General features: G+C 35.2%; 13 protein-coding genes. 5 read left to right on the top strand and 8 right to left on the bottom strand.

Annotation, left to right across the window (positions count from 1 at the left end; translation table 11 throughout):
- The first annotated feature begins 732 nt into the window (after positions 1-732).
- The 4 genes from metK (at position 733) to KORDIASMS9_RS09510 (ending at position 5,218) form a co-directional block, all read left to right on the top strand.
- On the top strand, positions 733-1,989 hold the full coding sequence (gene metK, locus KORDIASMS9_RS09525; protein ID WP_114902626.1) for a methionine adenosyltransferase: 1,257 nt from the start codon (positions 733-735) through the stop codon (positions 1,987-1,989).
- A 125-nt stretch (positions 1,990-2,114) separates the two neighbouring features.
- Positions 2,115-2,639, top strand: a complete 525-nt coding sequence (locus tag KORDIASMS9_RS09520; RefSeq protein ID WP_114902625.1) for a DinB family protein — start codon at positions 2,115-2,117, stop codon at positions 2,637-2,639.
- A gap of 209 nt (positions 2,640-2,848) precedes the next feature.
- Positions 2,849-3,823, top strand: a complete 975-nt coding sequence (locus tag KORDIASMS9_RS09515; RefSeq protein ID WP_114902624.1) for a Gfo/Idh/MocA family protein — start codon at positions 2,849-2,851, stop codon at positions 3,821-3,823.
- A 96-nt stretch (positions 3,824-3,919) separates the two neighbouring features.
- Positions 3,920-5,218, top strand: coding sequence for a paraquat-inducible protein A (locus KORDIASMS9_RS09510; RefSeq protein WP_205318048.1), 1,299 nt, complete (start codon positions 3,920-3,922; stop codon positions 5,216-5,218).
- A 2-nt stretch (positions 5,219-5,220) separates the two neighbouring features.
- Here KORDIASMS9_RS09510 and KORDIASMS9_RS09505 read toward each other — a convergent pair whose 3' ends face one another.
- From KORDIASMS9_RS09505 to KORDIASMS9_RS09490, 4 genes are read right to left on the bottom strand one after another with little or no spacing between them, the layout of a single operon-like run.
- Positions 5,221-5,889, bottom strand: coding sequence for a response regulator transcription factor (locus tag KORDIASMS9_RS09505; RefSeq protein WP_114902622.1), 669 nt, complete (start codon positions 5,887-5,889; stop codon positions 5,221-5,223).
- Entirely contained in the window at positions 5,886-6,674 is a 789-nt protein-coding gene (locus KORDIASMS9_RS09500; protein ID WP_114902621.1) for a sensor histidine kinase, read from the bottom strand. Before KORDIASMS9_RS09500 ends, KORDIASMS9_RS09505 begins: the two co-directional genes overlap by 4 nt.
- Positions 6,650-7,300, bottom strand: a complete 651-nt coding sequence (locus KORDIASMS9_RS09495; RefSeq protein ID WP_114902620.1) for a hypothetical protein — start codon at positions 7,298-7,300, stop codon at positions 6,650-6,652. The genes KORDIASMS9_RS09500 and KORDIASMS9_RS09495 overlap by 25 nt, the downstream gene beginning before the upstream one ends.
- 9 nt (positions 7,301-7,309) lie before the next feature.
- Positions 7,310-8,041: a hypothetical protein gene (locus tag KORDIASMS9_RS09490; RefSeq protein ID WP_114902619.1), complete on the bottom strand. Its 732-nt coding sequence runs from the start codon at positions 8,039-8,041 to the stop codon at positions 7,310-7,312.
- A gap of 264 nt (positions 8,042-8,305) precedes the next feature.
- Between KORDIASMS9_RS09490 and KORDIASMS9_RS09485 the strand changes: the two genes are divergently transcribed.
- On the top strand, positions 8,306-8,632 hold the full coding sequence (locus KORDIASMS9_RS09485; RefSeq protein WP_114902618.1) for a hypothetical protein: 327 nt from the start codon (positions 8,306-8,308) through the stop codon (positions 8,630-8,632).
- A 164-nt stretch (positions 8,633-8,796) separates the two neighbouring features.
- Here the strand turns inward: KORDIASMS9_RS09485 and KORDIASMS9_RS09480 are convergent, their stop codons facing one another.
- The 4 genes from KORDIASMS9_RS09480 to KORDIASMS9_RS09465 all read right to left on the bottom strand — a co-directional run bounded on the left by KORDIASMS9_RS09480 (position 8,797) and on the right by KORDIASMS9_RS09465 (position 14,620).
- A complete protein-coding gene (locus KORDIASMS9_RS09480; protein ID WP_114902617.1) occupies positions 8,797-11,514 on the bottom strand; it encodes a carboxypeptidase-like regulatory domain-containing protein in 2,718 nt (905 codons plus the stop codon).
- A 41-nt stretch (positions 11,515-11,555) separates the two neighbouring features.
- Positions 11,556-12,446: a GLPGLI family protein gene (locus KORDIASMS9_RS09475; protein ID WP_114902616.1), complete on the bottom strand. Its 891-nt coding sequence runs from the start codon at positions 12,444-12,446 to the stop codon at positions 11,556-11,558.
- A gap of 139 nt (positions 12,447-12,585) precedes the next feature.
- Positions 12,586-13,758, bottom strand: a complete 1,173-nt coding sequence (locus KORDIASMS9_RS09470) for an aspartyl protease family protein (RefSeq protein ID WP_114902615.1) — start codon at positions 13,756-13,758, stop codon at positions 12,586-12,588.
- Between the two features lie 10 nt (positions 13,759-13,768).
- Positions 13,769-14,620 (bottom strand): GLPGLI family protein, encoded by an 852-nt coding sequence (locus KORDIASMS9_RS09465; protein WP_114902614.1) that lies wholly within the window; start codon positions 14,618-14,620, stop codon positions 13,769-13,771.
- Between the last annotated feature and the right edge of the window lie 36 nt (positions 14,621-14,656).

Genomic DNA, 14,656 nt, shown 5'->3' with positions numbered 1-14,656 from the left:
TACCTTTTCACTGACACTGACACTGAGCCTGTCGAAGTGTCGAAGTGTCGAAGTGTCACCAATGAAAAAAGGTTCTTTTGGAAGCATATTACCAAAAGAACCTTTTTAAATATATGATAAATGAATCACCATTTATCTGGTACTTTTCGATAATAGTAGCGTGGGCTACAGCACATCATGCACATAACCATCATCATACAGCAACACAGTGTTTCGGTTGGTTCGATTGCTATTATTTGAAAAATTTGACTCATTGGTTTTTGAAAAAAAAAATTAACTTAAAATATAATCATGAAAAAAGCCTCTGCAAATTGCAGAGGCTTCGTATTTTGAATGCTTTCATAAAGTTAGCGTAATACAATAGTGTCCTCTGCGGCATTTCTGCTACACATCATACAACACATATTACAAACTTTAATAAACATATTTTGTCTTTGTTTTGTACAAAGGTAAAGTTATAATTATTTAAAATCCAAATGTTTTTTCAAAAAATTTCTTTTTTAACAGTTTTTTGCACTTCCAATAAAATTCTATTTTTTGTTGTTTGTATCTGCTTAGTTTTTTATACATTTGCACCTGTTTTGAGGAAAAATTTGAACTGATTGCAACCTCAAGTTCTGAAGAAAATTCAGAATGATAAAAAATGCTAAAGCAGTAATTTCTACTTCTTTAGACGACTAAGCAATCGCTGTATTATTTTTTTACAACTTTAATTTTAAAAGAAGATTTATTATGTCATATTTTTTTACCTCTGAATCGGTTTCAGAAGGACATCCAGACAAAGTAGCAGATCAGATTTCTGATGCTTTAATTGATAATTTTTTAGCGTTCGATCCCGAGTCAAAAGTAGCTTGTGAAACTTTAGTGACTACAGGGCAAGTTATTTTAGCTGGAGAAGTAAAATCGAACACCTATTTAGACGTGCAAAAGATTGCTAGAGAAGTAGTTAACAAAATTGGCTACACAAAAAGCGAATATATGTTTGATGGCAATTCTTGTGGTGTTTTATCTGCAATTCACGAACAATCTGATGACATTAATAGAGGTGTTGACAGAGCTACGAAAGAAGAGCAAGGTGCAGGTGACCAAGGTATGATGTTTGGCTATGCAACGAAAGAAACTGAAAACTTGATGCCGTTAGCCTTGGATTTATCACATTTACTATTGATTGAATTGGCTGCTTTGCGCAGAGAAAACAACGAAATTACCTACTTACGTCCAGATGCGAAAAGTCAGGTAACGATTGAATATAATGACGATAATGTGCCTTCACGAGTAGAAGCGATTGTAATTTCTACACAACATGATGATTTTGACGAAAGTGACGAAGTGATGTTGACGAAAATTCGTGAAGACATCGTGAATATTTTAATTCCGCGTGTAAAGTCGAAATTAAAACCAGAAATTCAAGCATTATTTGGCAATGATATCAAATATCACATCAATCCTACTGGAAAATTCGTAATTGGTGGACCGCACGGAGATACAGGATTGACAGGAAGAAAAATCATTGTAGATACCTACGGTGGAAAAGGTGCACACGGTGGTGGTGCGTTCTCAGGAAAAGATCCAAGTAAAGTGGACAGAAGTGCTGCGTATGCCACACGTCACGTAGCGAAAAATTTGGTTGCGGCTGGAGTTGCGGATGAAATTTTAGTACAAGTTTCCTACGCTATCGGAGTGGTTGAACCTATGGGGATTTTTGTAGATACGTACGGAACTGCCAAAGTAGATTTGACCGATGGGGAAATTGCTGAGAAAGTAAAAGAAGTATTTGACATGCGTCCTGCGGCGATTGAAAGTCGTTTAAAATTACGCACACCAATGTACAGCGAAACGGCGGCTTACGGACACATGGGACGTAAAAACGAAGTGGTTTCAAAAACATTTACCACTCCAAATGGTGAAAGCAAAACCTTAGATGTTGAGTTATTTACTTGGGAAAAATTAGACTTTGTAGACAAGGTAAAAACAGCTTTCGGATTGTAAGATTCTGAGGGTAGTTATATATTAAAAAGTCGCTTCTAAAGAAAATAGGAGCGACTTTTTTCTTTATATAATCGTAAAGAAATTTGAATAAACAGTTGTATTTTTATTAAATCAAAACAGCAACCATGACATTCAATCTTAGCAAATCTATAGAAATACTCCGTCAAACACCTGAAACACTTATGACAATGCTTTCTAGTTTGTCGGACGATTGGCTTCACAACAATGAAGGTGAAGCTACTTGGAGTCCGCATGCTATTGTTGGACATTTGATTCATGGAGAGCAAACCGATTGGATTGTTCGAGCAAAAATTATATTGAGTGAAGGAAATGATAAAACTTTTGAACCGTTTGATCGCTTTGCACAAGAACGTGATAGCAAAGGAAAAACAATTCATGATTTATTAGAAAAATTTAAAGCACTTCGTTCTCAAAATCTCAACGAATTGGAAAAGCTTCAAATTATGGAAGGTGATTTTTCAAAAAAGGGCGTGCATCCTGATTTGGGCGAAGTAACTTTACAACAACTTTTAGCCACTTGGACGGTACACGATTTAGGACATATTGCACAAATAGCCAGAGTGATGGCAAAACAATATAGTGATGAAGTTGGACCGTGGAGTGCCTATTTGGGAATTTTGAAAAAATAATCAAAAACATGCATCCAATCACAAAAAAAGAAATCAAGTAATTAATTTTCATGGGAATTTTAGTGGTTGTTTTTGGTGAAATTTCGTAATATTTTTAGATATTTCACCATATTTGCTGGAAATTACTGAGGTTTTGGAGCAGCCACGTTTGTGTTGATGCTCGCAAAATATATCAAATCAAAAAAATAGCTAAATTGAATACAAAAATCATGTCAAAAAAAATACGTTGGGGAATTATTGGATTGGGCGGAATAGCACATACATTTGCTGCCGATTTACAACGCTCAGAAACCGCAATACTTTACGGAGTTGCTTCACGAAGTAGCGAAAAAGCTACTGCTTTCAAAGAAATGTACAATGCACAGAAAGCTTACGATTCGTATGAAGCACTTGCAAACGACACTGACATTGATGTAGTATATATTGCCACACCACATACGTTTCATTTTGAAAATACCATGCTGTGCCTGCAACATGAAAAAGCTGTTTTGTGTGAAAAACCACTCGGAATCAATCTCACGCAAGTGCAAACCCTCATCCAAGAAGCGCAATCGCGAAAGTTATTTTTAATGGAAGCCATTTGGACACGATTTATGCCTTCGTATCAAAAAATACAGCAATTGTTAAATGAGAACGCAATTGGAGATATTATAAGTATTCGTGCCGATTTCGGTTTCCGAACTGAATTCAATCCTGAAAGTCGTTTGTACAATAAAAATTTAGGTGGCGGCGCGTTGCTAGATATTGGCTTGTATCCTATTTTTTTAAGTTTATTTGTGTTGGGAATGCCTTCAGAAATTAACGCTATGGCGCGTATGACACACACTGAAGTAGACAGTTTTTGCGCAATGTTGTTCAATTATTCAACAGGCGCCAAAGCAGTCCTAGAATGCACATTTGAAACCGATACACCTACAGAAGCCTATATTTACGGTACCAAAGGCGTGATTAAATTGTACCGTAGTTTTCATCAACCAAATACGATTTCGGTATACCTAAATAATGAAGAAACCGTGTTTGAACTTCCGTATGCTGGAAATGGATACATTCACGAAATTGAAGCTGTACATGCTAATATTTTGAATGGTGACACCGAAAATTCCAAATTGCCATTAGCATTTAGCGAGCAACTGATGACGATTATTGATCTAGTAAAAGCGAAAATTGGGTTGTCGTATGAATGATGAACATCCAATCGTTTGAAACAAATTTGCTTTTGAGTCGTCTTACTGTATGAAACTACCAAAAATCAAAATTAATATTTGAATTTTAGCAAAACCGTGCGTAAAAACCTCATCTCATATAGTATTTTAATTGTATTGCTGATTGCGATTAGCGTGGCGGCTTCGTATACCTATCAACTCGAAACTAAGAAACGGGCACTTAAAGCGGATGTTATTGAACTTTCGGACATTAAATACGGAATGTTCAATGTGGATGCTTGGGAAGAACAATTTGCCAATATTATTACCACAAAACTTCAAGAATTAGAACTTTCGGGCACACAACGCGATGAAGCTCGTGTAAAAGTAACAGCTTTTCTGAATGAATCTATTGATAAGTTTGAACGCGCATATAAAGCCAAAAACGAGAAAAACAATGACTTTTTAGGACTTTCCTTAAAGAATATTGGAGCTGATTTTTTTGAAATTTTTAGTGAACTTAAAAATCAAGTCCCAACAATTACCGAAGATATCCTTGATTTTTTAGAGAGCGACGAAAATCGAGATGGTATTAAAAAATACATTTTAGAGCAGATCAATTCGTATACCGAAGGAACGTTTCAAAAGCTAGATTATACCGCATACAATACCATTCTTTCCAAATACAAAGCAACTACAGGAAACGAATGTATCAATCTGATTTCAAGCAAATTAGAAACTGTTAAAAATAAGCAAAGCACTTCTAATATTGTTTTAGTTATTGCATTTTTAAGCATGCTTTTATCTATGTTTCTACGGAAAGAAACTTCCAAATTAAAAATAACTATTTACATCATAGCGGCAATTCACTTACTGGCGTTGGGCGTTTTTTTACCGATGATTGATATTGATGCGCGTATAGCTTCCATGGAGTTACAATTGATGGGCGAAGCGATTTCATTCCAAGATCAGGTGTTGTATTATAAGAGCAAAAGTATCATGGAAGTCTCAAGTATTATGCTTTCACAAGGAAAAACAAAAGTGATGCTCGTTGGGATTTTGGTTTTGCTTTTTAGTGTGATTTTCCCCGTTTCTAAATTAATATCGAGTCTTTTATTAGTGTTTAAGCGTTCGCTTCAGCGGAATAAACTCATCAAATTTTTAGTATTTAAAAGTGGAAAATGGTCGATGGCAGATGTCATGGTAGTTGCCATTTTTATGTCGTATATTGGCTTTACAGGCATCATTTCAAGTCAGCTGGGACAATTGGAAAACAGCGTTGAAAGTTTGGAAATTTTATCGACAAATAAGTCTGAGCTACAAAACGGTTTCTTCTTCTTTATGGGATTTGTAATTTTTAGTATTTTTATTTCGCAAAAAATTCAAAAGTTGGTTAAAACGCCTTTACAAAGTGTTGAAAGTGACACAACAAAATAGCATCAATCTACTACAACTAAATTTTCTTTTACTGCTTTTACCACCAAACTTGCCGTATTTCGAACGCCCAATTTGCTTATCAAATTCTTTCGATGTCCTTCAATAGTTCGCTTGCTTAAAAAAAGTTTGTCGCCAATTTCCTGTGTCGTAAATCCTTCCGCTATTAATTGCAAAACTTCTGTTTCACGAGCTGTTAAGTGGTAATCTGCTCCAATTTTTGGTGCTTTTTTAGTTTTGTTTCGAAGTCCTTTTAACATGGCTTGCGACACGTGATCACTGAAATAATAATCTTGACTGTACACCGTTCTAATCGCCAATTCAAATTCGCTTGGCACAGCATCTTTCGTTATATATCCATTCGCACCAAGCTCCATCGCATACGCAATCATCCGTTCTTCGGTATGCATGGTTAAGATGATGACTTTCAACTCTTGATACGCAGGATTTGCTTTTAGTTCTTTGATAGTTTCTATACCGTCCATCACAGGCATTTCCAAATCTAACAAGACAACGTCAGGAATGCCATTTTTCAACTTGGTTAACAAATCTTTTCCGTTATCAGCTTCTAGTATGAACTCAATATTTTCAAAATTTTCTAGAATCAACTTTACGCCTTCGCGAAATAATAAATGATCGTCTGTAATCCCTACTTTAATAACTTTTTCATTCATGATATGATTGGTATGTGTATGGTTATTTTTATTCCTTTAGAAACTTCTTCAAATTGGAAACTTCCTGAAAGTACCGACAACCTACTTTCTATATTTTTTAAGCCAATTCCTTTTTTTTGTTGCAATTCATTTTGATGAAATCCGACACCATCATCTTTGTAAATGATGATGAAATTTGTGATATCACTCTTAAAAATAATAGAAATTTCAGTCGCTTTAGCGTGTTTCAGTGTGTTATTTATCAATTCTTGTAAGATGCGATACACATTCAATTCATTTTCTTTTGAGATTGTATTTCTTGAAAAATCCTCAAAATTCACCGCCACCATATTTATAGCATTGACCGTTGCGACCAAGCTTTTTACCGCTTCTACCAAACCCAATCGCTCTAAAATGACAGGTCGTAAATCTTGTGAAATGCTTCGTACTCCTTGAATCATGGTATCAAATAAAGAATACATTTTTTCGGTGGTCGCTTGTAATTTTTCGGGAGACGCTTCTGGCGAAATTTGACTCAAATACAATTTCGTAGTCGTTAGCAATGCCCCCACATCATCATGCAATTCCTTTCCAATTCGAGTACGTTCGCGTTCTTCACTTTGAATAGCAATTTGTAATAATTCTCGTTGGTATTCCGCTTCTATTTGTTGGTGTTTTTGTTGCTGTGCGAATAACCGTCTTTGATAGATAATGAAAAACACAATTACCCCAAGCGACAGTACAAAAAGTACCACCATTCCAATTATGATAATTTGTAAGGTTAGCGTTGATTCGGATGTATCCATACAGCAATGGTAAAAAAGAGCATTAATATAATATTGACAATGGCGTGCAATCCCCACACTAAATGACTCACTTCATCGGGTTTGGTAAACATACTATTGTTGATGAAAAACAGGATTAAGTTACTCGAAAAATAAATTAAAAACCCTGCATTGATCCAAAATAGTGGCTTTTTGTCTAGCGGACTGTAGATTTCTTCTTGCAAAAGCGCATAAAAATAACTGAGCGATAAAAAGATAACTATAAAACTTAATGTGGTTGTTACATTAGAATTGAACGTTTTGATGTTTTGTATAAAACACATATTTACAATAGCAAATAGCGTAAATGCGACTGCTAAAACGGCAAAAAAATGCTTTGAAAACAAACGTTTCAAAGCATCTTTGTATATATTGATAATGAGTAAAAATTCGAGAATACTGTACACATTGTATACTGGCAAATTATTTTCTTTTTGAAGCCACAACACATTTGCAATGGCTTCTATGATAAAAATAGTAACCAACAAATACAGTAATTTTTGTTGTACAGCTTGCAAACGACGGTATTTCCAAAGTGCTAAAAACAATGGAAGTATCACCGCAATTGATGAAATAAGACTTAGATTTCCGAAGAGTTCTTTACTCATGTGTTTGTGTTAACAAGTTGGTGGACATGGTCTGGAGTATTCTAAAAATACTTCTCCTTTGGTAAATTCCATAATACTTTTAAGTCCAAAACTATAATCGTCTGTATCCTCGGGTTCATCAAATTGAAATCCTAACACAGGCGTAAATGAAATTTGAGTTTTGTCTGAAAACTTATTCATATCAATTCCAGAATATAAGGTGATTCCTTTAATTTTTGGCAATTCTTGAATAACATTTGTAATCATTTCTTTTTTTACTTCATAATATTTGACACGTACAACTTCGTCAAAATTATGTTCATTTTTTTTAGTTGCTACAAATAAATCGTCGATCAAATTCAAGTCGATCACATCCCAATTTTTAGCAATAATGTCTTTAAATAATTTTGGTACAACTTCGAGTGGTTGAAAACTGGAGCGTACGCCTTCCACAGCATAAAGTTTAAAATAATGCGTTTTACCGTCATCGGTCTGCACTTCTAAAATTGGGAAAAAAGTAAATTTTTCTTTATCATTCGCATCAAGCGCCATATAGATGCGCAATCGTTTCATGGATGCTCTAATGCTATCAAATGTTGGCACATCGTTTTCTTTATTCATCACAAAATTACTTGTACGCTCATATTGTGCCTTTTTTTTGTTTAAGCGATGAAAATGATGTGCTAATTGCAACATATCTTCATACGCCCATCTTTCAATAGCTTCTGAAAAATCTGTAAATACTGCATTTTGTTGTTCCATGATGTGTGAGTTTATGTGATTATTAATTTCTTCTATTAAAAAGTGTTATAAAACTAGCTAAAAAACGATTCGAATTATACTTTCTATGGTATAAACACGTATAAACCACGGGAAATCACGGGAAATTACGGAGTGCTATTTTCAGTACTTACGGTCTGTTATTGTTACAGCTTTCTTTTCAACTTTGAATCATCAAAATAGTTAAAAAGGCGAGGCCGAAAACCTAACAGAGTAGGCATTATATAATCAAAAAAACTTTATATCATGGCAAAAAATGATGATTTAGCAAATGAGCAAACAGTAAGCAAATCTTTTGAATGGTCTTTAAAAACCTTTGAAAGACAAGGAAAATTATGGCTAGAATGGAACACAAACTCACCGTTTAGAGCACAAAAAGACAAAATTGAAGTCTATGAAAAAGGTTATCCGCACAATCCGGATTCCAATGCAAAAGCATGGACCTGGGCAGATGCTAAAAACAGTCCATGGAATTCTGGATTAATTTATGGAGAAGGTTGGTATTGCGCCCGTATTGCACAAAGTGCGCCTGACGGACCATATGTGTATGTAGAGCAAATTATTACGAAGTAATGATAGAAATTTTATTGTAGAAAGACTGTTTAAAAGTCGTTTTCCGTCAAACCGAATCAAGTTCGGTTTCCCATAACACAAACAATGATTGTGATGGATTCTGAGGCAAGCTCAGCATGACGCTTACAAATTTCTTAAACAGTCTTTTTATGAAATATAGCTACTTATAAATTATATTTTACACTTAAAATCACATAACGTGGCTGAATAAAATATTCGCTGGTACTGGTTAAAAAGTTATTCGAATTATCTTGATTCAACGATTTTGTGTTTAATAAGTTGGTTCCGCTTAGCGAATATTCCCAAGGATTGTCTTTTTTTCGGTATGATAGTTCTGCTTTTAGGAAACTGTAACTGTTGATGGTACGCTCTTCGTTGCTGTAATTGAAATACGAATAATCTGCTGTAAAGATGAAACTTTTTAAGAAATACGCATCTACATTGACAAACGGACTGTTGGTGATGAATCGGTTTGAATTTTGTCCTTGATCGTAGGTATTGATCGATAAGTTATACCCAACTTCCACATTTGGCGCATCTCTAAAATTGGTGCTGATGCGTGTTTGATAGGCTTGCGTAAACGATTCGTTTACCGCTCTTTGCCCATTTATTTCTTGATTAAATTTTGACAAAGACAACGTTCCACCAACCGATGCTTTTATTTTTCCAAACGTACGTTCAAAGCGACCATTGGCAGTAAAAGTTTCATCGGCAAAGTTTGAATTGAAAGGCGTGGAAACGGTATTCGTACTCAAAATGTCAGGATCGCCGGTGTTTTCTCCTGGAATGACCAAAAATTGTGAACGATTTCGGATCGGATCTATCCGTTTGTTATAGTTTACAAAGGCAAAAATGTTTGTATAATTAAACAGATTGAAGCTAAAGTAACTCAAATTCAAATTGTGTGACAAGGCATTTTCAAGTGTACGATTTCCTCGAAAAATAGCATTGAAATTGTTAAACACTAAACCTTCCGCTAAATTATTTACATCCGTAAAATCGGTTTGCATTTGATAGGTAAAATTCAAGGTTTCCGAATCTTTAAATTGCACTAAAATATTTGCATCAGGCAGAAAACGTGTGAAAGTATCCGTAAATTCTGAACCGAATTGCGTATTTTTCAAACTGTACGCATGTGCTGTGATTCCTGGCGTAAAGGTGAATTTTCCAGATTTTATCTTGTAATGCAATCCTAAAAATGTATCCGTAAAATTATAGGTTACATCATTCCGAATCGCTTCTTGCGGATTGTTTAATAACAACTTACTTCCACTGTCTAACAATTGAAATATTTCTGAATCAAATTGCTGTGTGCTCAGCGTTGTTCCTACCGTAATGTTGATATTACTTTTCTGGTTCAACACGTACCAATAGTCCAATCGCGCATCGAGTTTGTTGGTTTTTACACGTTTGTCTTGCGCAATGTCTAAAAATGTTTGCGACGTGTTTAAGCCTAATAGATCTGTGAAACGGAATTGTTCACTTTGTGCCAAACGTGCGTTGTAAAAAGGGTCTTCATCTTGGTACAAATGCTGCGCTTCCAACGCAAAAATATGATTGTTGTTTAGTGTGTAATAATAGTTTAAGTTCTGATTGAAACTATACGGATTTTGCGATTGACGTTCATCAATATCACCCAACAAGGACGAAAAATAATCTTCTGTTTCTGTTTGTTGCGATATTTTTGCAAAGAAATCATAATCTAGCTGATTGTTTGTATTTGGCTTATAGACTGAACTTAATTTTAACAATCCTAAGTCACTTTTTTGGCGTGTCGTCGTCGTCGTGGTTTCATCAGGTGTATTTTCATCAATATAATCGTTCAAGCTATTTTCTTCTAGTTCTGTTCGAGAACCTGAATAAATGGCAAAACCGCTAATATCCCATGTTTTTTTGGGTGAATAACTAAAGTTTGCTGCGCCGAATTTAGAATTGATATCTTTCGCACGATTATCCCGCAAGGTTAAAAATCCGATATCGCTAGAAGCTACATTAAAGTTGGTTCCTGTGTTTCTGCCAGCACTTCTGAATCCGCCCGTGAAATTAAAATAATCGCGTCGTGTAAACGGAATGGAGCCGATATTATTAAAATCTGTAATGATGTTGACGCTGTATTTTGGACTGTAATAAAATAAGCGCGGATTGGCAACATAGCGTTCTTCTGGACCGATTCCGCCTGTAATTTCGCCAAACCAAAAGTTTTTCTTTCCTTCTTTGAGCTTGATATTAATCATCACATTATCTTGATCGTTTCCAAGTCCTTTTAATTGTGAGACTTCGTTGCTATTTTTTAGTACTTCTACTTTATCAACTGCATCCGCAGGAATATTTTTCGTGGCAAGTTTGCTATCGCCATCAAAAAAATCTTTCCCTTCTACCATCACTTTCGTCACCGTTTTACCTTCCACTTCTATTTCGCCTTCATCGCTCACTTCCATGCCGGGCAGTTTTTTCAATACATCGCCAAGTTTTCGTTCGGAACCATTTTTAAACGAATCCGCATTGTAGATAATTGTGTCACCTTTGATGGTCACAGGCATTTCATAGGTGAGTTCTACCGCAGCTAGACTTTCGTCTTTTTTCATGACAAAATCTTTTTGAAGGTCAGCTTCTTTTGTTTGTAACGAATCGTTGATCGTTGCCAAACCGATAAAACTGACTTTAATGGTGTAGTTTGAATTTTGCTTCAATTTGAGTCGAAACTTACCTTCATTATTAGTGATTCCGTATGATTCTAGTGCATTTGTTGCTTTGTTCAGTGCAATGACATTTGCCAATTCTAAGGGCTTTCCGAGTGAATCTTTGACAGTTCCTTCTAGTTGAATTTGGGCACTAGTTGCCTGTGCTATGAAACATAGCATAATAAACAATATATTTTTCATTGGTGTATTTTCTTCTGATTAGTAGTGCCCGCTAGAGAATTTTATCCTCTACCGCCACGACGGTTGCCACGACCGCGACCGCGATACATGCCCCGCATTTCTTGCATTTTGTTTTTTACAATTTCGTTATACTCTTTACGAGTTACAACTTCCCCTTTGGTTGGCTCTTCAATCAGTTCTTTTTCGCCAGGATTCATAACGATTTTAGAACATAGAATTGTAGTTTTGTAAGCACTTATTTCTAAGATTAATCCGGGTAATCCCCAGTATTCTCCAGGCCCTTGATTGATAGGAATATCAAGCGTATACCAAGCTGTTACTAAGATTTCTTTCGGAATATCTACTTGACTGAATGGATCGTTGGCAGCTTTGATAGAATCTTGTTTCTTTTCTTCGGCAGTTTTATCTTTGTCGTCTTTTTGCTTCTTTGGACGCATGGAGTTGAAATCGAGTTCGTCTACTTTTTTCAATGCTGTCGCTTTAAAGCAAAGGTATTTTCCTATTTTTTTGGTTTCACCTTCCATTTGCCATTCTAACTTTGGCAAGCTGTCTTTGATGAGAAATCTTTTTCCAAAAAATTCTTTCGATTCTAGCATCACGCCTTTGCGCACATCTTTGTATTGTTTCCCTGGCATAAAGCTTCCCATCATCATTTTACCAAATCCGCCACCTCGTCCTTGCGTCTCAACTTTTTCTTCTTCTTTATACGTAGCTGTTGTTTGCGTAAAATCTAGAATGTATACTTTTTCTAGATAATCTTTCATCATCGTTTCAACACGCTTTTTTTGCTCTGCGGACATTTCTCTTCCGCCTCTGCCCCAACTGTCCATATCCATCGTTGTTTTGGATTGATAGTAAGCTTTTCCTTGAAAATTTTGAGCAAATATGTTCGTTGTGCATAAAACTAAGCTCCAAAGTATTAGTTGTTTCATCTGTTCAGTCTTTAATATTTTTATTGTAAATGCTATGTTAGTATATAATAGCTTAAAAAGTTACACTTTTTAACTTCATTATGACCTATTTTTTTAACCATAGTTTAATTGACTTTTGTTAAACTTTTCTTAAAAAATATTAAATAAGCCTTTTCAATAAAATTGTGACCGTTTTTATGGAACCTGTTTTATCTTTTATTTTGAGTTTTACATTGGTGTTTTTTTGTTTTAAAAGTGCTCTGCATTTACGAACATCGTCCGCAATAACATCATTAATTTCCAACAATTGATCACCTTCACGGATTCCTTTTTGATAGGCTTCAGCCGCTGTAATTACATTGGATATTTTGATGGCATCTGCTTCTTTGGTTAATGAAATTCCGCTTCGAGGAAACTCAAAAGCATTGTGGTACGTTTTGTTTGGCTTTAGGTACATTTTTTCATTGGCATAATCTAAAATAAGGTTGAATCTGCTGATGATTTTGACACCTAAAATTCCTGTGAAATTGCTTGAAGACATGACACCCGCTTTACTATTTGACAAATCTATAGGCATTTCTCCAAAGGCAAAATCGCCCAACTTCGCACTTGCAATTTTTCCAATTTTAAAATTTGTAGAAGTCGTTAACCCTTCTGCTTTATTTTCAATGGTTTTTTTGAGCAAACGTTCTATGTTTTTTTCTTTTACAAAAGGTGTGTTGAGTAAAAAAGTGATGTTCGCACCTGAATCAAACAGAAAATTCCCTTTAAATTTTTGATGATTTTCCAGTGTAAATTCAAGATTCAGTTGCGGAATTTGACTGTAATCAAAAGTCGTTTCTAAAGCAGTATATGCTTCTTTTCCTTCAATTTCATCTATATTTTTATATAACTGAATTATTTGCTGATCGTAATCAATATGCGTTACATATTCACGCATGATATTGTATCCAATGATACCATCTATTGGAAGATTTCCTCTTTTCGTTAAGCGTTCTAAATCGACCAAAACAGTGTGCGCATCTCCTAGTGTAATTGTTCCTACTTGAAATTTTTGAGCCAATGCAATATTGTACATTTCACTGCCTCCAGCACCTTCCGTTGGTTGTTGATAATCTGCTTTTACACCAATTTTCTTTGCTATTTTCTCATCCAAAACTACTGTGGAAGCGCCGGTATCAAATACAAAATTTAAAAGTTCTGGATGATTGTTGACTTTGACTTTGATATACATCAATTCGTCATTCACAAAAGGAATCGTTGTTACTTGCGCTTGTATCGCCAATACAAAACCTAGCACACAAACCACAAAAGAATATAAATTCGTTTTCATAATTGTAGAATTATCCACCTATTTGGATTCTAATTTCGTTACCATCACCTCGCCTGTTTCCGCGGGTACGCTCAATCATTTCTTTTGATTTTTTGTCCATAATTTCTTTGAACGTTTCAGCAGCTACTTTTTTCCCTTTTGTCGGCTCTTTAATGGTTATTTTATTTTTAGGGTTTAATACGATTTTGCTGCATACCATCGTACGCGTTCCATCGTTCACTTCTAAAATTAATCCTGGCAATCCCCAAAACATATCTGGCCCAGTATTTACAGGAACTTCTGGCGTATACCAAGCTGTGACCGTTACTTTTTCTGTTGTCATTTCTGGTTCGTCATCATCGGAATTGACAGACATAGACGTCATTTTTTCCATTTCCATGGTGCGTGTTGCCTTATAGCATGTATATTGCCCGATGAATTTGGTTTCGTTTTCCAGTTTCCAACCTTTATCTTCCAATACATCTTGTACTAAGAATTTTTTTCCTAAAACCTCTTGTTCATTCGCATACCGCTTTTCCTTGGTGTTTTTGTATAAAACTGCGGATGCGCCATCGCCCAAGACCATTACTTGAAAACCACTGCTTTGTGGCGTTGGTGCTGCTAGTTTTTCTTCTTGTTTGTACACAGATTCATACGGTGTAAACGTTAATGTGTATTCTTTTTGAAACTGCTTTTGCAGCATAGCGTTCAATTTTTCTTGCATTTCTTTATTGATGCCTTGTGCAGTGGTAATACTGTCCATTTTTAAATCCATTTTCATACTCGTTTTATACGTAGCAACTCCTTGAAATTCCTGCGCATACAACATCGCATTGAGTAACATGAAGACAAATGCAATGACTATTTTTGTATTGTTTCTCATAATTTGTTTGTGTTTTTTAGTTTTTTGATGCTACAA

Source organism: Kordia sp. SMS9 (assembly GCF_003352465.1).
GTDB lineage: Bacteria > Bacteroidota > Bacteroidia > Flavobacteriales > Flavobacteriaceae > Kordia.
This window is presented reverse-complemented; position numbering and strand designations above follow the sequence as displayed.

Excerpts from the sequence above, each read along its gene's own strand:
- metK (WP_114902626.1), top strand. The coding sequence starts at position 733 with ATGTCATATTTTTTTACCTCTGAATCGGTTTCAGAAGGACATCCAGAC.
- KORDIASMS9_RS09520 (WP_114902625.1), top strand. The coding sequence starts at position 2,115 with ATGACATTCAATCTTAGCAAATCTATAGAAATACTCCGTCAAACACCT.
- KORDIASMS9_RS09515 (WP_114902624.1), top strand. The coding sequence starts at position 2,849 with ATGTCAAAAAAAATACGTTGGGGAATTATTGGATTGGGCGGAATAGCA.
- KORDIASMS9_RS09505 (WP_114902622.1), bottom strand. The coding sequence starts at position 5,889 with ATGAATGAAAAAGTTATTAAAGTAGGGATTACAGACGATCATTTATTA.
- KORDIASMS9_RS09500 (WP_114902621.1), bottom strand. The coding sequence starts at position 6,674 with ATGGATACATCCGAATCAACGCTAACCTTACAAATTATCATAATTGGA.
- KORDIASMS9_RS09495 (WP_114902620.1), bottom strand. The coding sequence starts at position 7,300 with ATGAGTAAAGAACTCTTCGGAAATCTAAGTCTTATTTCATCAATTGCG.
- KORDIASMS9_RS09490 (WP_114902619.1), bottom strand. The coding sequence starts at position 8,041 with ATGGAACAACAAAATGCAGTATTTACAGATTTTTCAGAAGCTATTGAA.
- KORDIASMS9_RS09485 (WP_114902618.1), top strand. The coding sequence starts at position 8,306 with ATGGCAAAAAATGATGATTTAGCAAATGAGCAAACAGTAAGCAAATCT.
- KORDIASMS9_RS09480 (WP_114902617.1), bottom strand. The coding sequence starts at position 11,514 with ATGAAAAATATATTGTTTATTATGCTATGTTTCATAGCACAGGCAACT.
- KORDIASMS9_RS09475 (WP_114902616.1), bottom strand. The coding sequence starts at position 12,446 with ATGAAACAACTAATACTTTGGAGCTTAGTTTTATGCACAACGAACATA.
- KORDIASMS9_RS09470 (WP_114902615.1), bottom strand. The coding sequence starts at position 13,758 with ATGAAAACGAATTTATATTCTTTTGTGGTTTGTGTGCTAGGTTTTGTA.
- KORDIASMS9_RS09465 (WP_114902614.1), bottom strand. The coding sequence starts at position 14,620 with ATGAGAAACAATACAAAAATAGTCATTGCATTTGTCTTCATGTTACTC.